Source organism: Gemmatimonadota bacterium (assembly GCA_040388535.1).
GTDB lineage: Bacteria > Gemmatimonadota > Gemmatimonadetes > Gemmatimonadales > GWC2-71-9 > Palsa-1233.
Window position 1 is genome coordinate 220,545 of the sequence record JAZKBR010000004.1, and the last position, 17,462, is coordinate 238,006.

Genomic DNA, 17,462 nt, shown 5'->3' on the forward strand with positions numbered 1-17,462 from the left:
GACCTGATCATGACAACACCAGACTCCAGGGAGCACCAACTCGGCGACGCGATCAAGGGCGTCATCGATGGACAACGCCAGTCAGCGACCGAGCTTCGCGATCTTCGCGCCGATCGGATACGGCACGAAGGGCATGCCAAGTACCAACCGGGACTGCTCCTCTTCATCGTCGCGGCCTGGGCCTTCATCGGGTACGTCTGGATCGCCCGGCCCGCCTTCCTGTTTGAGCAGCAACCTGCCGCAGCACTCACCCCGGTGCAACGCGAAGCCCGCCTGCGCTATGCCATCTATCTGCAGCGCGCGCGCATCGATGCCTTCAAGGCCCAGAATGGTCGCCTGCCGGAGTCACTCCGGGAGACCGGCCCGGTCGAGAGCGGGGTGCAATACGAGCGAACCGCCGACAACGGGTACGACATCTTCGGTGCCAGCGACGGCACGGTGTTGCGCCTCAGCGATCGGATGTCGGTTGACTCGTTCCTTGGCGATGCCCGCCAGCACCTGCCCCCACCGATTCAGTAACACGCTGGTGTTCCCTCACGCGTGACCGCCGCGTTCGGCGCGTAGGTCGGCGAGCCGACGTATGACCCACATGTGGTGAAGCCAGCGGCGGTGATGCCCGGGTTCGTGATCGTTGCGACCCAGCCCGCTCCGGTCGCGCTGTTGGGATTCTTTCGCGTCAGGGAGAGGACGTTCCCGGGACTGAGCCGGAAGGAGAGCACCCCACTCGACAAGGGCGACCCGGGCACTTCAGGACCGGCGGTGACACTCCCCGCGTAGTCAGCATAGGTGGAAAAGAACGCTTCCTGTGCGCTCACAAGATTTCGCAGATCCGAGATCATTGACGCCTTGATCGCCCGCATCTTGGTCGCCTGCACCTTCGGGAAGGCGATGGTGACCAGAATGCCGATAATAGTGATCACGGTGAGCAGTTCGATCAGCGTGAATCCCCGCCGCGCGTTCCGCATGCAGTAAGCTCCGAATCAGGAAGGAAGTACTCGGGGCGGGATTCGAACCCGCACGGGGTTGCCCCCTGGGGTGTTTAAGACCCCTGCGTCTGCCATTCCGCCACCCGAGCAGGCTGCGAACAATATGCCACGTCCTGCCCCGCCGCGCCCCCCACTACCTTTCCCCGCGATGCGAAACCGAGCCCTCCTCCCGATTCTCCTGGCACTCTGCGTCTCACGTGTGCCAGCTCAGCTTCCGCTCCTTACGGCGCCGCGCGGGACCCTGCGGATCGAATTCGGCGGCGGCTTCTTCCCCGCGACCTCGGCCTTTGCGGATGGCCGGAAGCGCGATCTCGGCGAACCGCTCACCCTGGCCTCACTCGATGCCGGTGCGACCCCGCTGCTCGGGGATCTCGAGAGCCGCCTTGCAGAAATCCTTGGCCGTCCGGCGACTGCCACCGGACTGGGCAGCATCACGACTGTCGCCGAGCGTCAACGCGGTGTCGCAACCATCGGCCTGGCCCTTGGCCTGACGCGCCGGATCACGATCTCAAGCACGGTACCAATCGTCTCTGTGCGGACTCAGCGGTCGATAAGCTATGACCCCGCCGGAGCGAATGTCGGGCTCAATCCTTCCGATCCGATCCTCGGTGACGCGGCCGGGCGCGCGCGCACTGCGGCCTTCTTTGCCGAGCTCGATGTTGCCATCGCGACCCTGACCACGAAGTACAGCCGTGGCGATTACGCGACCGACCCCACCGCCCAGGCACTCGCCCAGCAGACGCTCGGGGAAGCGCCCGCATTGCGCGCCTCGCTCTACACATTGTTGATGGACAGCGTCATGGCGAGCGCGGTGCTTCCCACCGATGTGAGCGCCGACGGCGCCGCTCTGCTGACCCGGGTGACCAGCCTGCGCAACAAGTTTTCCGGTGGCCTCGGCATCCCCGGCTTTACCGGTGCGCCAGCGCTCCCGACCAGCATCGTCACCTCCGCAGGGTTCGATGCGTTGCTCGCCGCACCCACCGGCTTCGGCCTCCTCGCACCTGAGGATCGCCCGCTGGTAGGGCTGGGCGACATCGAGGGCGCGATCACCGCGGAACTGATCCAGCATGGGCGTCCCGGCGACGCGCGGTGGCTCGGTTTCTGGGTCCAGGGAGTCGGCCGTTTTCCTACCGGGCAACTGTCACGTCCGCAGTTCCTCTTCGACCAGGGCACTGGCGATCGGCAGATCGATGCCGAGCTGGCCGGCATCATCGAGTTGGGAAGGCACCGGCTGGGATTGCGCGCGGAGGGACGCTACGTCTTGCAGCTCGCTTCAGATCTGTACGCGCGCGTTGGCGGTCGCGACCAGCTGTTGCTCCCGGCCTATCGCCGCGCCGGCGTCCACCGGAACCCGGGCGACATCGTCGCCGTGACTGTGCAGCCGTTCTTCCGACTCGCGCCGCGCCTCGCCTTCACCGGGCTGGTCTCATATCAGCGCCGAGGGGCGGATGCCACGACCTATATCACGGGGCAGGATCCTGTCGGCGGCGCCGCGGCATCGATTCTCGACGCGGGCACCGGCGCCGACGCAACCATTGTGGGTGTCGGATTCAGCTATGTCCACGACGGTCATCATCGGGATGGGATCCTGCGGATGCCAGTGGAAGCGGGCCTGTCGATCGAGCGCACCATCCGCAGCGGCAGCGGACTGGTTGTGGCATCACTGACGTCGCGGCTGGTCTTCCGGGTCTACAAGGCGCTGGTCAGGCAGTAGTCGCGCCACGAAGCAGCGATTGCGCCAGGCGGCGTGCAGCATCGTCGTCGGCGTCACCGAGCATCCGGGCCAGTTCGAGCACGCGATCCTCGCCAAACAGCGTCACCACGTCGCTCGTGGCGATCCCGCCGCGGGTCGCCTTCGCGACGCGGAGATGATGGTCGGCGCGCGCGGCAATCTGCGGCAAGTGGGTGATCACCAGAACCTGATGCCGCTCACCGATCTGGCTCAATGCGTCGCCGACGCGCGCGCCGACCTCCCCGCCGATTCCCTGATCGACTTCATCGAAGACCAGTGTCGGCACGGCATCGTGACGCGCGAGCACCACCTTGAGCGCCAGCATCAGCCGGGAAAGTTCTCCGCCCGATGCGACGCGTGCCAGCGGCTGGGCAGCCATGCCGCGATTCAGGCGCACCATCAGCGTCACCACTTCGGCGCCGTGCGGTCCGACCGAGTCGAGCCGCTCAAGCGACACCGCCAGCTCGCCACCGGCGAGGCCGAGTCGGGGGAGGAGACGATTGGTCTCGCGCCCGAGTTGCTCAGCGGCCTGTTGACGTCGCGCCGACAGCTCCGCGGAAATGGTGGCAAGTGCCGCCTCGGCAGCGCCGATCCGGGTCGCGAAGGTGCGCAGATCGAGCACAGCCGAGTCCAGCAGATCGAGTTCGGCCTGCGCCTCATCGCGCGTCGTGAGGACAGCGGCAAGCGTCTGACCGTGCTTCTGCTTCAGCGTGTAGAGAGTGTCGCGCCGGCGCTCCAGTGACTCAAGCCGCGCAGGATCCTCCGCGAGGTCGCCGGCGTAGCCGTCAGCGAGTCGGGCGAGTTCGTCGAGCTGAGCATAGGCGGCGTCGAGAAGTTCACGCCACGGGGTCACACTATCATCGAGACGCTCGAGCGCGTTGAGTGAGCGCTCGGCGCGCGCGATGGCGCTGCGGGCGCTGCCATCATCGCCGTCGAGGGCTTCGCGCACCTGCCGGGCATGATCGCCGAGTGCCCCGGCATGCCCGAGACGTGTCACCTCGCGGTCGAGCGTGACGTCCTCGTCGGGCCGCGGCTTGGCCGCATCGATTTCGGTGATGACGTGGCGCAGCCAGTCGGCGCGGCGCTGTGCTGCGTCGCGGCGCGCTGCCAGCTCGGCGGCGTCGTCGCGCAACGCATCGAGTTCGGCATGCGCTGTCATCACGGCGCGCGCGAGGGGCAGCGCATCACCGAATGCATCCAGCAGGTCCCGCTGCATCGCCGGTTCGAGCAGTTGAATCGTCTGATGCTGACCGTGCAGGTCGACGAGGGCCTCACCCAGCCGCGCGAGGGCGCCCACCGTCGTCGCTGACCCGTTGATCCAGGCACGCGAACGCCCTTCGGCGGTGACTTCGCGGCGGAGAATCAGTGACTCCTCAATATCGACGCCGGCGACCTCGAGCTGGGCGCGCGCCGCCGCAGGAATGGCGTCAAAGACACCCTCGATCACCGCACGGCTGGCGGTGGGCCGAACCGCGGCACGGTCGGCACGGTCGCCGAGGAGCAGGGCGAGGGCATCGACCAGCATCGATTTCCCGGCACCGGTTTCGCCGGTGAGCACATTGAGGCCGCCGGCGAGTTCGAGCGTGACATCGGCGACCGTGGCCAGGTCGCGGACGCGGAGCGAGACGAGCGTCACTGGTCGCGGTCGGAGAGGTCGCCCCAGTGCAGCTTCTCCCGCAACCGACGGAAGAAGCCGGGGTCGCCGAAGCGCACGAGGATGACACGCCAGGGGGCGAGCTTCACCTCAAGCACCTCGCCGGGCGCGAGCATCGCGCTCTCCTGGCCGTCGAAGGAGACCAGCATGTCGTTGACGCGGGTGTCGAGCGGCTCGATGCTCACCACCGCATCGGCGCGCACAACAATGGGACGTACACCCAGGGAATGCGCGCAGATGGGCGTCACGATCATCGCTTCGAGGGAGGGCACCACCACCGGGCCACCCGCGCTCAGCGAGTAGGCGGTGGAGCCAGTGGGGGTGGACACCACCAGGCCATCCGCGGACACGGGTCCCATCGGCTCGCCATCGATCAGCACCTGGAACCGGACCACCCGCGCGACGCCGCCCTTGTGCAGCACGACGTCGTTGAGTGCTGCAAGTTCTTCGCGGACGGTGCCGTCGGTGCCACAGACCGTCGCCATCAGCGCCGAGCGTGCAGAGAGGCGATGCTCACCCGCCGCAAAGAGCGTCAGCGCCCGCGCGGCCTCATCGCGTGCCACCGAGGTCAGGAAGCCGACGCGCCCGAAGTTGACCCCGAGAATCGGCACCTCCCGACCCATGAGCCGCCGGGCGCCGCGCAGCAGGGTGCCGTCACCGCCGAAGGTGACAAGCAGATCGATTTCATCGGGGTCAAGGAGAGTCAGCGGACTCGGGCAGAGTGCCTCGAGCTCCTGATCGCCTGCCAGCGACCAGCCGCGCTCGCCAGCGAGGCGTGCCGTCTCGGCCAGCACCTCGCGAAGGTCGGCGTAGCGGGGGTTGCCGACGAGTCCGATGCGCAGGGCTGCCTCAGCGCACCGGAGCGGGAGTGAGTGCCGCGCGTACCGACGCGGCGATGCGTGCCGGTGAGAGGCCGTAGCGGTCCAGCTGCTCGAGTCGGGGGGCCTGCACTACCAGCTCATCCGGAATGCCGAGGGCAATCACCCGCACCTCGGGGTGACTCTGCTGCAGCCGCGCGGCGAGATAGGCGCCGAAGCCGTTCACCACAGATCCTTCCTCGCACGTCACAATGAGCCGGCAGTCGCGCACGAGATCCGCAAGCATGGCCTCGTCGAGGGGCTTGATGAACCGGGCATTGACTGCCGCGGCATCGACCCCATCGGCAACCAGCAGATTGGCCGCCTCGAGTGCAGCGAGCGCCATGGTGCCGGTGCCGAGAATCGCAACCTCCTTTCCGGGACGAAGCATCTCCCAGGTGCCGTATGGTACCGGTGCCACGCTCGCGACCGGGTTGGGATCGAGTGGCGTCTTGTCTCTCGGATACCGCAGCGAGAAGGGCCCATCGTGCGTGAGCGCGGTCCGCATCAGGCCGACAAGTTCGTCCGCGTCCTTCGGTGCGGCGACCGTCATCCCGGGCACGGCGAGCATGTACGGGATGTCGTAGAGCCCCATGTGGGTCTGGCCATCCTCGCCTACGAGACCCGCGCGATCCATGCAGAACACCACGGGAAGGTTCTGCACCGCGATGTCATGAATGATGTTGTCATACGCGCGCTGGAGGAAGGTAGAGTAGATCGCGACAACCGGGCGAATGCCCTGAGTCGCGAGGCCACCGGCGAAGGTGACCGCATGGCCTTCCGCGATTCCGACGTCGAAGAAACGCTTCGGATATGCCTTCTGGAAGATGTTTGTGCCGGTGCCCGCAGGCATGGCAGCGGTGATCGCCACGAATTCGGGATATTCATCGGCCAGGGCAACGAGCGTATCGCCGAAAACCTGAGTCCACGTCGGCGGGCCGCTCGCCTTCTTGCGCGCTTCGCCGGTCTTCGGATCGTACGCCGCGAGGCCGTGCCACTTCTCGCGATTCGCCTCGGCGAAGGAGAAGCCCTTCCCTTTCTCGGTCAGCACGTGCAGCACGCGCGGCCCCTTCATCTTGCCAACGAATGCGAGGGTATCGCCGAGCTTGTCGAGATCGTGACCGTCGATCGGACCGAAATACCGGAAGCCGAGTTCCTCGAAGAGCATCCCTTCCGAGAAGAGATTCTTGACCGACTCCTCGACATTGCGCGCCAGGTGCACGACCCCGTCGCCGAACACGCCGCCCAGCTTGAAGGTCACCTTCTTCACAGCTTCGCGGACACGGTCAGTGCGCGGATCAGCGACGATCCCACCGAGCATCTTCGAGATACCGCCCACATTGGGCGAAATGCTCATCCCGTTGTCATTGACGATGAGGAGGATATCGCACTCGGTATGGCCGGCGTTGTTCATCGCCTCGTACGACAGGCCGCAGGTGAGCGCGCCGTCGCCGACGACCGCGATCACCTTGTTGTGTTCGCCGTGGAGATCGCGAGCCGTGGCCATCCCGAGTGCGGCCGACATCGCCGTGCCGGCATGCCCTGCCCCGAACTGGTCGTGCTCGCTCTCATCCCGCTTCAGGAAACCCGAAATCCCGCCGACCGAACGCAGCGTCTCGAAGCGATCGTTCCGGCCGGTCAGCAGCTTCCAGGCGTAGGCCTGATGCCCTACGTCCCAGACCACCTTGTCGGTTGGCGAATCAAATTCGTAGAGGAGCGCGATCGTGAGTTCGACGACGCCGAGCGATGCCCCGATATGGCCGCCGGTGACGGACACGCATTCGATCAGGCGATCGCGAATTTCCTGGGCAAGCTGGGGGAGCTGCTCCCGCGAAAGGCGCTTGAGGTCGGCGGGGCCCTGAATACCTGCAAGGAGGGACACTGTCGCTCCAGAAGCGGAAGAAGTCATGATGATCTGGTCACAATATACCGTGCCAGGGCCCCCAGAGATGTGCTCGGGACCCCGGCGGTCTCGAGTGCCCGGAGCCCGCCGGATTCGTGGTCGGAGGCCGCCAGGCGCGCGCCCTCGACGCCCAGCAGCCCGACGTAGGTGGATTTGGCCAGCTCGGCATCCCGCCCGGCCGTCTTGCCCAGCGCTTCCGAGGTTGCGGTCGCATCGAGCACGTCGTCAGCGACCTGAAAGGCGAGACCGATCTCATCCCCGAAGCTGCCGAATGCCGTGAGGACGGCATCGGAGGCACCGGCCGCGAGGCCTCCAAGGACGACAGCCGCCCGGATCAGCGCACCGGTCTTTCCCCGATGGACGGCCATCAGCTCCGGCAGGTCGAGGCGGCGCCCTTCGGCCTCGAGATCGAGCCACTGTCCGCCGACCATGCCACGGATTCCCCCGGCCTCGAAGAGTGCTGCGGCGAGCCGACCGATGGCGATGGGTGCCAGCCCCAGGGCGCGGCCGGCGCGAACCAGCTCCTCGGCCGCCACCGGAACCAGCAGGTAACCGACGCGCGTGGCAGTCGCCACATCGAAGGCACGGTGAGTGGTGGGACGACCGCGTCGCAGGTCGTCGTCGTCCATGCACGGCAAATCATCGTGAACGAGCGAATACGTGTGCACGATCTCGACGGCAGTCGCAACGCCGGAAATCGCCGGCGAGGTGCCGCCGGCGGCACGGTATGCGGCGATCACGAGTGCCGGCCGCACTCGCTTCCCGGGGCTGCGCAATGCGTAGGCAAGCGCGTCGCCCAGCGGCGGTGCCATTGTCGCGGACATCCTGGCGGCGCAGAGCTCGAGCTCGCGATCGACCACCTCGCGGGCCTCGGCAAGGAGGGCGGTGACATCGCCCTCCTGCATCTCAGCCATCGAGAGTCTCAGTGCGCAGCTCGCCTGACTCGGCGTCCTTGAGCACCTGCATGACCCGGGTTTCGGCTTCGCCCAATCGCGCCTGGGCGGACTTGAGGCGGCCAACGCCCTCTTCGAACAACTGCAGGGCAGATTCGAGCGCGAGATCGTCATCTTCGAGTCGGCGCACGATCTCCTCGAGTCGGCGCAGGTCCTGATCGAGAGAAGCGGGGTTTTCGCTCATTTTTCCTCCACGCGAGCGGCTATGACGCCGTCAGCGACTCGCAAGTTGAAACCACTCCCGGGAATGAAATCTTCGACACGGCGCAACACGGTGCCATCGGCAGCGCGTGGCAGGGCATAACCGCGTCCGAGCACGGCCAATGGCGAGAGCGCGTCGAGTTGTGCGGCGTTGCGGCCCAGGGTGGCGCGGAATCGTTCCAGTCGACGATGCATCGCCGGGGCGAGCCGTCCGTCGAGTTGCGCGAGTCGCACTCCGGGGCGGCGCGCGTGCCGGGCGAGCGCCGGCGCGAGTCGCCCACGACTGGTCAGGAGTCGGCGTTCGGCACCCCGCAGTCGGTCGAGCAGGGCGCTCCCCATCCGGTCGCGGGTCCGCTGCAGCCGCTGCTGCCGCCGGCCCACCTGCTCTCGCAGCGCAGTGACGAAGGCGGCACGCAGCGACCCAAGTCGCGCCGCAACATCGCGCCGATCCGGGAGGGCGAATTCGGCCGCCTGCGAGGGAGTCGCGGCGCGGACGTCGGCGACGAGGTCGGCGAGCGTCACGTCCACCTCATGCCCCACGGCGCTGATCACCGGCACCGGGCACGCGGCAATCGCGCGACAGACCGCTTCATCGTTGAATGCCGCGAGGTCTTCCTTCGAGCCGCCGCCTCGCCCCACGATGCAGCAGTCGAGTCGTTCGAGGCGCGCGACGATCGCCAGGGCATCGACCAGTTCCTGGGGGGCGCCGTCACCCTGCACGGCGCTGTTGATCACCAGCAGTTCGACACCGGGCCAGCGTCGGCCTGCCACGGTGATGATATCGCGAACCGCAGCTCCGGCGATCGAGGTCACCACCGCAATGCGCGTGGCGTAGCGTGGCAGCGGGCGCTTGCGGGCCGGGTCGAGCAGGCCGTCAACGAGCAGTCGCTGCTTGATCTGCTCGACTGCCTGCGCCTGTGCACCCACCCCGGAAGCGGGAAGAACCTGGGTCACGTTGAAGCGAAGCGAGGTGCGCTCTTCCCACACGTTTGGTGTTCCCAGCACGAAGACTTCCGTGCCTTCCTCGAGCGGACCCTTGAGTCGGGCTGCCGCAAACTTCCACATGGTGCAGTCAACCTTCGCTTCGGCGTCGCGCAACCCGAAGTACCAGTGTCCGCTGGGATAGCGCTTGACGCCGACGAGTTCTCCCTTGACCCAGATCGCCGGGAACTCGTCTTCGACGCGACGCTTGATGGTGCGGGCAAGGCGAGAGACGCTCCACGCCTCGTCCACCCCGCTCATCGCGTGCCGCCCTGCAGGGTGGCGGCTTGCAGGGTATTTGCCAGCAGCATCGCGATCGTCATCGGGCCGACACCGCCGGGCACCGGAGTAATCGCCCCAGCCACCGGGAGCACCGCCTCGAAGTCCACGTCGCCCACCACACGATAGCCCTTGGGGCGCGTCGCGTCCTCGACCCGGTTGATGCCGACGTCGATGATGGTTGCCCCCGGCTTCACCGCATCGGCGCCGATGAAGTTCGCGCGGCCAATCGCCACGATCAGGATGTCCGCTGAGCGGCACACCGTCGCGAGATCAGCCGTGCGCGAGTGCGCCACGGTCACCGTGGCGTCACCGCCAGGTCCGGATTGCAGCAGCAAGGATGCCATCGGTCGACCGACGATGGTGGAGCGACCGACGATGACGGCGTGGGCACCGCGGGTGGGAATACCAGAGCGAATCAGGATTTCCTGAATGCCGTACGGCGTGGCCGGCCGGAACGCGGTCGGGTCCCCAAGCACCAGCTTGCCCACGTTCATGGGGTGAAAGCCGTCGACATCCTTTGCCGGGTCGATCCGTCGCAGCACCTTGTCGGTGTCGATATGCGGCGGTACTGGCAACTGGCAGAGAATGCCGTGGATGCGCGCATCACGGTTGAGCCGGTCGATCGTGGCGAGGAGCTCACCTTCGGTGGTGTCGGCGGGGAGAATCACGGTCTCCGAGTGCATCCCGGCATCGATGCATGCCTTCTCCTTGGAGCGGACATAGATCTGCGACGCCGCGTTCTCACCGACGAGTATCACGGCGAGCCCGGGCACGAGCCCGCGCGCGCGCAGGGCAGCAACCGACGCCGCAACCTCGGACCGGATACCGGCTGCAATCGCGACACCATCGAGAATGCGTGCGCTCACTTCGCGACATCCGTGGCGCGCGTCTCGCGAATGACCGTGACCCGGATCTGCCCCGGATATTGCAGCTCGCCCTCGATCCGCCGCGCGATGGTCTCCGACAGCGTCTGTGCTTCGGCGTCGTTGACCTTCTCGGGCACGACGATGACCCGGATCTCGCGGCCGGCCTGGATCACCGTCGTCTTCTCGACTCCGGGATAACTGCTCGCGATCTCTTCCAGCCGGGTCAGTCGCTTGACGTAGCTCTCGAACGCTTCGCGGCGTGCTCCCGGGCGGGAACCGCTGATGGCATCAGCCGCCTGCACCAGCACCGACTCGCTGCTATCGTGCGCGACGTCATCATGGTGGGCTTCGATACAGTTGATGACCGCGGCGCTCTCACCATACTTGCGCGCCATTTCGACCCCGAGCTGGACGTGTGTCCCCTCGTGCTCGTGGGTCAGCACCTTGCCCATGTCGTGGAGGAGCCCGCCGCGCCGGGCGAGTGCGGCATCGAGATGCAGCTCGGTCGCCATCATCCCCGCGATCCAGGCAACCTCCTTCGAGTGCTCGTACATGTTCTGGCCGTAGGAGGTACGATACCGCATCCGTCCCACGAGCTTGATCAGCTCGGGATGGAGGCCATGCACTCCCGCATCGTAGGCGGCGCGCTCACCGAGGTCGACGAGCTGACCGTCAAGTTCGGCGCGCGCCTTGACCACCAGCTCCTCGATCCGGCCCGGATGGATCCTGCCGTCGGCGACGAGCGACTCAAGCGCCCGCCGGGCGACTTCACGGCGAATCGGATCGAAACAGGAGACGACCACGGTGTCAGGCGTGTCGTCGATAATGACATCGACGCCCGTCGCCAGCTCGAACGCCCGGATGTTCCGGCCCTCGCGGCCAATGATCCGTCCTTTCATTTCGTCACTGGGCAGCGCCACTGCTGCCACCGTGGTTTCCGCCGTGTGCTCGGCGGCGAGACGCTGCGTGCTCATCGAGATCAGCCGGCGGGCTTCCTTGTCGGCCTCGCGACGCGCCTTCTCCTTGATTTCCCGAGCGAGCGCGGCGGCCTGCGTGCGGGCCTCATCCTCGACCTGCTGGCGCACTTCGCGCGCCGCCTCTTCGGCCGTCAGGCCGGCGATGTGTTCGAGTCGCCCCTGCAGTTCGTGCTGTTCGCGCGCGATCGCCTCGCGCTGCTCAGCGAGGCCCGCCTCGGCCCGCGCGAGTTCGGCTCGCCGCTGTTCGACCGCGCGCTCCTCGGCGCGGTGGTGGTCCTGCCGCTCGGCCAGCTGGGCTTCACGATCGCCGAGTCGACGCTCCGAGCGTTCGACCTCCTCGCGGCGGCGCGCGGCTTCACGCGTCGCCTCTTCCTTCAACGCGAGCGCTTCTTCGCGGGCGGCCACGATCTGTCGCTCCCGACTTACGGTGGCGTCCCGCTCACCCGCCGCGCGCAACTCGGCGGCTTCCCTGCCGGCCGCCGCGCGAAGCTCGGCCGCCTCCTTTGCAGCGGCAGTGCGGACGCCGACCACATCCTGCTCCGCCGCGGCCACGAGCGCGCGCGCGGAGCGTCCTTTCGAGGCGAGGAGGAGGTTCCAGAGAAAGGCACCCAGGAGGATGCCCAGCACGGTGCCGGCACCCGCGCCGGCGAGGAGAGTCGCGTCCATCATCTATGCTCCATGCGACGCCAGTGGCGCCGCCTTGCAGTCAGTCGGGTCCGACGCGCTGCCCACGCTTCGCGGGCGGCAGGAGGCGGGCAAGATCATCAGTCATCGTGCTCACTCGCGACGCCATGTCGAGGTCCGCGCGCCTCGCGCGGAAGAGTTCATCGGTCACGGCGAGACCGGCAAGAATCGCAGCCTTGTGGGCTTCGATCGTCGGCAGCATTGTGCGGATCCGCCGGAGCGCGTCATCGAAGTAGGCGGCGACTTCCCGAGTGTACTCCGGGGGCAGCTCGGAGCGGACGACCAGCTCCTCGCCACCAACCTGCACACGTACCGAGTGCCGGGGGGCGTCGCTCATGCCGGCACCTCAGGCTCGAATTCGCCTTCGACGAAGGAGAGTCGCTGCTGCATGCGGAGAAGGGCCTCGCGAGCCCGATCGACTCGCGCGTGAAGGTCGAGATTTTCCCGCTCGAGGTCGAGCAGATGCGCCCGCATCCGGACCACATCATCGCCCGGCACCATGCCATCCGTCGCCTTCAGCCCCGACAACTCTCCCTCTGCCTTGAGGCAGCGACGACGCCAGGCCGCGAGCTCATCGGTCAGGTGCCGGAGCACCCGCTCGAGATCGGCGACGGCGGCGAGGTCAGGTCGAACGTAGGGTGACGTCAAGCTCACGCTCCAGCGAAGCGCGCAGGCGACCCACGGCCTGTTCCACTTCGGTGTCGGTCAAGGTGCGGTCGGTGGCGCGGAATACGAGTCGAACGGCCACACTGCGGGTGCCTTCGGGAAGCGAGGCACCTCGATATTCGTCGACCACGGTGACCGACTCGAGCCCCTGGCGCTTGCCCCGGGATTCGAGCATCGCCGTGATCTCGATGACCGGACGGGCGACCGGGACCAGGAGTGCCAGGTCACGGGTGCTCGCCGGGTACGCCGGCGTTTCGCGGAAGCCCGCAACCGGCCGGCCCGCTTCGGCCACCGCCACCTCGCCGACATAGACAGCTGTCGCCCAGGGCGGTGCGTCGGCCGACGCCGGTGCACAGCGCCCGACGACTTCGCCGGACTGGCCCCGGGCGATCCACGCCCCCCCGTCAACTTGAACCGTTGCTTCGGGTTGCGCCAGAGCCACGAGCCGTTCGAAGAGTGCGCGGGCGTCCCATGCATCCCAGGGCGCCGACTTTCCTGCCGCGGACCAGTGAGCCGGTTGCCGAGAGCCGGTCACGGCGAACGCGGCGTGCAGCGACTCGGTCGGCGGCGATCCCGCTGCCACGTGATTGAAGGTGGTGCCGACTTCGAAGAGACGCACATCGCCGACCTGGTTCGCCCAGTTGCTCTCGACGTGATGCACCAGCGAAGGCACCAGCGTTGACCGTAGCGAACCGTGCTCGGCGGAGAGGGGGTTGAGCAGTCGGGGCGCGATGTCGTGGGACTCGTTCACCATCGGCAGCGTCATCACTTCCGAGAGGCCGAGCGCGGCCAGTCCGATGCGAACCCGCGCTGCGGCGCCCCAACCCGCATCGTCGCTGCGGTGACCGGGTCGGAACGGGCGCAAGTCGATCGGGATATTTTCATAGCCGTGCAGCCGCGCGATCTCCTCGACGAGATCGATTTCGGTCGTGATGTCCGGACGCCAGCCGGGAACATCCACGGCAATACGCTGATCGTCCGGCTTGCTGACCACCGTCGCGCCGATCGCGACGAGGTGCTTCTCGATCTCGATCCACGGCAAGGTGACACCGAGCACCTGCGCCACCCGTGCGGGACGGAGGAAAATGCGCGGCGGAAACGCGGGCACCGGCGTGCAATCCACTGTGTCACCGCCGAGCTGCCCGCCGGCCACGGTAATGATCATCCGGATACAACGACGGAACGCGTCGACGGCACCCCACCGGTCGGTCCCGCGCTCGAAGCGTTGTGAAGCATCGGTCGAGAGCCCTGCGGCACGACGCGCCTTTCGGACGTGCGACGGTTCGAACCAGGCGCACTCGAGGAAGATATCCGTGGTGGCATCGGTGACTTCGGTGTCCCGGCCGCCCATCACTCCGGCGATGCCAATCACTCGCTCGGCATCGGCGATGACCAGCGCGCCCTCGGCGAGCGGTCGGGCCACACCATCAAGCGTGGTCACCGACTCGCCAGCGTGGGCCGCACGCGCCATGATCGCGGGCCCGCGCAATGTCGCGGCGTCATAAGCGTGTGTGGGCTGATTGAGCTCGAGCAGGATGTAGTTGCTGACATCAACCACGTTATTGATTGATCGCGACCCGACGCTCTCGAGCCGACGCCGCAACCACTCCGGCGAAGGTCCGACCTTCACGCCGCGGATCACGGCGCCGAGGAACCGGCCACAACCGGCGTCGGCGACGGCGACGCGAATCCCGCCAACGACGGCTTCATCAGCGTATCGCACCGGGGTCGGCAAATCGACACCGACGAGATCCGGAATCTCCGGGAGGCGATACGGAATGCCGTAGGATGTCGCCAACTCGCGCGCGACCCCCTTGTGTCCCAACAGGTCGGGGCGATTCGGGGTGACGTCGATCTCCAGCTGCTCGTCGCCGGCATCGAGCACGTTCACCAGTGGCGTACCCGGCGCCGCATCGGTGTCGAGCGTCAGCAGGCCATCGTGGTCCTGGCCCAGCCCGAGTTCGCGGGCCGAACAGAGCATTCCCTCCGACAATTCTCCCCGCAACTTCCGCTTCTCGATCACGAGGCCGCCGGGCATCGTCGTGCCCAGGCGCGCGAACGGATATTTCGCGCCAGCCACGACGTTGGGCGCCCCGCAGACCACGCTGAACAAGGCGCCGCTTCCGTCGTCGACGGTTGTGACGCGCAACTTGTCGGCGTTGGGATGCGGCCGCACGTCGGTCACCAGACCCACCACGAACGCGCCCAGATCGGCGCCCACGGGCACGATCGCGTCAACCGGTGCGCCAAGCATGGCAAGGCGTGCCGCCACATCGCGCGCCTCGAGCGGGCGGCGAAGAAATGCTTCGAGCCAGCGACGAGAGACCTTCATCGGCCAAGTCCCCCGAACTGCGTCAGGAAGCGCATGTCGCCACCATAAAGCAGGCGGATGTCGGGCAGTGCATAACGCTGCATGGCAATCCGTTGTGGTCCCATGCCGAAGGCGAAGCCGGTGAATCGCTCGGGGTCGACGTCGCAGTTACGCAAGACGTTTTCGTGCACCATGCCGCACCCGAGAATCTCCATCCAGCCAGTGCCCTTGCAGGCGCTGCATCCGGAGCCGCCACAGATCGCGCAGCCGACGTCCATTTCGGCCGACGGCTCAGTGAACGGAAAGAACGACGGGCGGAACCGCACGCGCGTATCGCTGCCGAGGAACTTGCGGGCGAAATGCGCCAGCGTCGCCTTGAGGTCGACGAAGGTGATCCCTTCGTCCACAGCGAGCCCTTCGATCTGCGAGAACGCGGGCGCGTGCGACGCATCGAATGGATCGTTGCGATAGACGATCCCGGGAATCACCACGCGGTACGGCGGCGGTCCGGCCTGCATGACCCGCACCTGTACCGGCGAGGTGTGGGTCCGCAAGAGCAAGCGGTCACCCACGCCACGCTCGACGCCGAGCGGGTCGAGGTAGAGCGTGTCGTGCATGTCCATCGCGGGATGATCGGGCGGAAAGTTGAGTGCACCGAAGTTGAGCGCCTCGCTCTCGACTTCCGGACCCAGCGCCACCGTGAAGCCAAGGCCGGCGAAGATCGACACGATCTCCTCGACCACCAGCGTGACGGGATGGCGCGTCCCTTCCCAGGTGGACCGGCCCGGCATCGAAAGATCGACGGCCGTCGGATCGTGGGCGGTGCCGGCTTCGGCAATGGTCGCGCGGCGCGCAGCAAAGGCACCCTCGAAGTCGCTCTTCAGCTGATTGAGCGCGCCGCCGAGCAGCCGCTTCTCCTCGATCGGGAGCGCGGCCAGCGCCTTGAGCTGATGCGTCAGGGCGCCCTGCTTCCGGCCGAGGATCGCAATCTCCTCGGCCTCGAGGGCGGTGGCATCGAGAGTGGCAACCGCCGCGAGGCGGTCACGCAATGGTTGCAGCGTCGGGTGGTCGGACACGGGCACGCGGGCTCCGGACAGGAACTGCGAAAAACCGGCGTGGGGCCGCCCGTACAGCGACGGCCGGCCCCACGAGAGTCACGTCAAAGCGGGTGCATCACCCCTGGTGCGACTTCGCGACCTCGGCCAGCTTCGCGAACGCGTCGGCATCATTCACGGCGAGGTCGGCGAGCACCTTGCGGTTGATTTCGACGCCGGCCTGCTTGAGGCCGAACATCAGGCGCGAGTAGGACATCTCGTGCATCCGTGCCGCCGCGCCGATGCGCGTGATCCACAGGGTCCGGAAGTCGCCCTTCTTCTTGCGACGATCGCGGTAGGCGTATGCCATACCCCGTTCGACGTTTTCCTTGGCGGCCTTGTAGAGCTTGCTCCGGGCGCCGAAGCCGCCCTTCGCGGCCTCCATGATCTTCTTCTTGCGGGCGTGGTGGGCTGGCCCGTTGGTTACGCGTGGCATGGTCTACTCTCCTCAGGCCTGAAGCAGCTTGATGGTACGACGATAGTCGGCGGAGCTCACCAGCGCTGACTTGCCCAGCTGGTTCTTCCGCTTGGTCGTCTTCTTCGTCAGGATGTGACGCTTGTTGGCGCGGCCGCGCTTGATCTTTCCCGTGCCGGTCAACTTGAAGCGCTTCATCGCTGCGCGCTTGGTCTTCTGCTTTGGCATGCTCGTCTCCGTTTCCGTGCGGCCCCGCGCTTATTTCGGCGCGAGCACCATGATCATGTTACGTCCGTCGAGCTTGGCGTCCTGCTCGACCTTGCCGATGTCGGCGAGGGCTGCGGCCACGCGGTCGAGGACCGCCTTCCCCAGCTCCGTGTGCGCAATCTGTCGACCGCGGAACATCATCGTCACCTTCACCTTGTTCCCTTCACCCAGGAACTCCCGGGCGTGGCGGGTCTTGAAGTCGAAGTCGTGGTCGTCGATGCCCGGCCGGTACTTCACTTCCTTCAGGTGAATCACGTGCTGCTTCTTCTTGGCCGCCCGTGCTGCCTTGGCCTCTTCGAACTTGAACTTTCCGTAGTCCATGATCTTGACCACGGGGGGGCGGGCCATCGGGGCGACCTCGACGAGGTCGAGACCGCGCTCTACCGCCGCCGCCAGCGCCTCTTCAATCGAGAGTACGCCGAGTTGTTCCCCTTCCGCAGTCACCACGCGAACCGGCGAAATCCGGATCTGCCGATTCACTCGAACCCGACGCTCACGCTCGAAGCTGGACAGTGGGCCATTCCCTCGTTGGAGACCAGTAAAAAAAGGACACCCCACCGGTGGCGGGGTGTCCGTAGAGGCGCACCGCACGCCCGGAGGCGTGGATGCTTATGACTCTTCGGACCCATTCGC

General features: G+C 66.9%; 18 protein-coding genes and 1 tRNA gene. 2 read left to right on the forward strand and 17 right to left on the reverse strand.

The annotated features are described in order from the left end of the window. Positions 1 to 9 precede the first annotated feature (9 nt). Positions 10 to 519, forward strand: a complete 510-nt coding sequence (locus V4558_10925) for a hypothetical protein (GenBank protein MES2306016.1) — start codon at positions 10 to 12, stop codon at positions 517 to 519. On the opposite strand, the gene V4558_10930 is transcribed toward V4558_10925, so the two are convergent. Together V4558_10930 and V4558_10935 are read right to left on the reverse strand one after the other, a co-directional pair. Beyond that, a complete protein-coding gene (locus V4558_10930; protein ID MES2306017.1) occupies positions 513 to 965 on the reverse strand; it encodes a prepilin-type N-terminal cleavage/methylation domain-containing protein in 453 nt (150 codons plus the stop codon). The genes V4558_10925 and V4558_10930 overlap by 7 nt on opposite strands. Positions 966 to 992: 27 nt before the next feature. Next, a tRNA-Leu gene (locus V4558_10935) sits at positions 993 to 1,075 on the reverse strand. 59 nt (positions 1,076 to 1,134) lie between these two features. Here V4558_10935 and V4558_10940 point away from each other — a divergent pair. Beyond that, positions 1,135 to 2,700 carry a hypothetical protein gene (locus V4558_10940; protein MES2306018.1) on the forward strand — a complete coding sequence of 522 codons (1,566 nt, stop codon included), beginning with the start codon at positions 1,135 to 1,137 and terminating at the stop codon, positions 2,698 to 2,700. Here the strand turns inward: V4558_10940 and recN are convergent. The 15 genes from recN to infC all read right to left on the reverse strand — a co-directional run bounded on the left by recN (position 2,690) and on the right by infC (position 17,387). Further along, positions 2,690 to 4,354: a DNA repair protein RecN gene (gene recN / locus V4558_10945; GenBank protein ID MES2306019.1), complete on the reverse strand. Its 1,665-nt coding sequence runs from the start codon at positions 4,352 to 4,354 to the stop codon at positions 2,690 to 2,692. The two genes, V4558_10940 and recN, sit on opposite strands and share 11 nt — an antisense overlap. Continuing rightward, positions 4,351 to 5,166 (reverse strand): NAD(+)/NADH kinase, encoded by an 816-nt coding sequence (locus V4558_10950; GenBank protein ID MES2306020.1) that lies wholly within the window; start codon positions 5,164 to 5,166, stop codon positions 4,351 to 4,353. Before V4558_10950 ends, recN begins: the two co-directional genes overlap by 4 nt. Positions 5,167 to 5,221: 55 nt before the next feature. Then, the gene (gene dxs, locus V4558_10955) at positions 5,222 to 7,111 is read right to left on the reverse strand and encodes a 1-deoxy-D-xylulose-5-phosphate synthase (protein MES2306021.1); all 1,890 of its coding nucleotides are present in this window, start codon (positions 7,109 to 7,111) and stop codon (positions 5,222 to 5,224) included. Between the two features lie 23 nt (positions 7,112 to 7,134). Beyond that, positions 7,135 to 8,046 (reverse strand): polyprenyl synthetase family protein, encoded by a 912-nt coding sequence (locus V4558_10960; protein ID MES2306022.1) that lies wholly within the window; start codon positions 8,044 to 8,046, stop codon positions 7,135 to 7,137. After that, positions 8,039 to 8,269 (reverse strand): exodeoxyribonuclease VII small subunit, encoded by a 231-nt coding sequence (xseB, locus tag V4558_10965; GenBank protein MES2306023.1) that lies wholly within the window; start codon positions 8,267 to 8,269, stop codon positions 8,039 to 8,041. Before xseB ends, V4558_10960 begins: the two co-directional genes overlap by 8 nt. Then, positions 8,266 to 9,528 carry an exodeoxyribonuclease VII large subunit gene (gene xseA, locus V4558_10970; protein MES2306024.1) on the reverse strand — a complete coding sequence of 421 codons (1,263 nt, stop codon included), beginning with the start codon at positions 9,526 to 9,528 and terminating at the stop codon, positions 8,266 to 8,268. Before xseA ends, xseB begins: the two co-directional genes overlap by 4 nt. Beyond that, entirely contained in the window at positions 9,525 to 10,415 is an 891-nt protein-coding gene (locus V4558_10975; GenBank protein MES2306025.1) for a tetrahydrofolate dehydrogenase/cyclohydrolase catalytic domain-containing protein, read from the reverse strand. Before V4558_10975 ends, xseA begins: the two co-directional genes overlap by 4 nt. Beyond that, complete coding sequence (gene rny / locus V4558_10980) at positions 10,412 to 12,061, reverse strand: ribonuclease Y (protein ID MES2306026.1); 1,650 nt, start codon at positions 12,059 to 12,061, stop codon at positions 10,412 to 10,414. The genes V4558_10975 and rny overlap by 4 nt, the downstream gene beginning before the upstream one ends. A 37-nt stretch (positions 12,062 to 12,098) precedes the next feature. Beyond that, positions 12,099 to 12,413: a cell division protein ZapA gene (locus tag V4558_10985; protein ID MES2306027.1), complete on the reverse strand. Its 315-nt coding sequence runs from the start codon at positions 12,411 to 12,413 to the stop codon at positions 12,099 to 12,101. Then, entirely contained in the window at positions 12,410 to 12,724 is a 315-nt protein-coding gene (locus V4558_10990) for a hypothetical protein (GenBank protein ID MES2306028.1), read from the reverse strand. Before V4558_10990 ends, V4558_10985 begins: the two co-directional genes overlap by 4 nt. Further along, the gene (pheT, locus tag V4558_10995) at positions 12,699 to 15,074 is read right to left on the reverse strand and encodes a phenylalanine--tRNA ligase subunit beta (protein ID MES2306029.1); all 2,376 of its coding nucleotides are present in this window, start codon (positions 15,072 to 15,074) and stop codon (positions 12,699 to 12,701) included. The genes V4558_10990 and pheT overlap by 26 nt, the downstream gene beginning before the upstream one ends. After that, positions 15,071 to 16,135: a phenylalanine--tRNA ligase subunit alpha gene (pheS, locus tag V4558_11000; GenBank protein ID MES2306030.1), complete on the reverse strand. Its 1,065-nt coding sequence runs from the start codon at positions 16,133 to 16,135 to the stop codon at positions 15,071 to 15,073. The genes pheT and pheS overlap by 4 nt, the downstream gene beginning before the upstream one ends. Positions 16,136 to 16,226: 91 nt before the next feature. Then, entirely contained in the window at positions 16,227 to 16,583 is a 357-nt protein-coding gene (gene rplT / locus V4558_11005) for a 50S ribosomal protein L20 (protein MES2306031.1), read from the reverse strand. A 12-nt stretch (positions 16,584 to 16,595) separates the two neighbouring features. Further along, a complete protein-coding gene (gene rpmI, locus V4558_11010; protein ID MES2306032.1) occupies positions 16,596 to 16,790 on the reverse strand; it encodes a 50S ribosomal protein L35 in 195 nt (64 codons plus the stop codon). 30 nt (positions 16,791 to 16,820) lie between these two features. Continuing rightward, on the reverse strand, positions 16,821 to 17,387 hold the full coding sequence (gene infC, locus V4558_11015; protein ID MES2306033.1) for a translation initiation factor IF-3: 567 nt from the start codon (positions 17,385 to 17,387) through the stop codon (positions 16,821 to 16,823). Between the last annotated feature and the right edge of the window lie 75 nt (positions 17,388 to 17,462).

Coding starts and splice junctions, on each gene's coding strand:
- V4558_10925 (MES2306016.1), top strand. CDS start 10: ATGACAACACCAGACTCCAGGGAGCACCAACTCGGCGACGCGATCAAG.
- V4558_10930 (MES2306017.1), bottom strand. CDS start 965: ATGCGGAACGCGCGGCGGGGATTCACGCTGATCGAACTGCTCACCGTG.
- V4558_10940 (MES2306018.1), top strand. CDS start 1,135: ATGCGAAACCGAGCCCTCCTCCCGATTCTCCTGGCACTCTGCGTCTCA.
- V4558_10960 (MES2306022.1), bottom strand. CDS start 8,046: ATGGCTGAGATGCAGGAGGGCGATGTCACCGCCCTCCTTGCCGAGGCC.
- xseB (MES2306023.1), bottom strand. CDS start 8,269: ATGAGCGAAAACCCCGCTTCTCTCGATCAGGACCTGCGCCGACTCGAG.
- xseA (MES2306024.1), bottom strand. CDS start 9,528: ATGAGCGGGGTGGACGAGGCGTGGAGCGTCTCTCGCCTTGCCCGCACC.
- rny (MES2306026.1), bottom strand. CDS start 12,061: ATGATGGACGCGACTCTCCTCGCCGGCGCGGGTGCCGGCACCGTGCTG.
- V4558_10985 (MES2306027.1), bottom strand. CDS start 12,413: ATGAGCGACGCCCCCCGGCACTCGGTACGTGTGCAGGTTGGTGGCGAG.
- pheT (MES2306029.1), bottom strand. CDS start 15,074: ATGAAGGTCTCTCGTCGCTGGCTCGAAGCATTTCTTCGCCGCCCGCTC.
- rplT (MES2306031.1), bottom strand. CDS start 16,583: ATGCCACGCGTAACCAACGGGCCAGCCCACCACGCCCGCAAGAAGAAG.
- rpmI (MES2306032.1), bottom strand. CDS start 16,790: ATGCCAAAGCAGAAGACCAAGCGCGCAGCGATGAAGCGCTTCAAGTTG.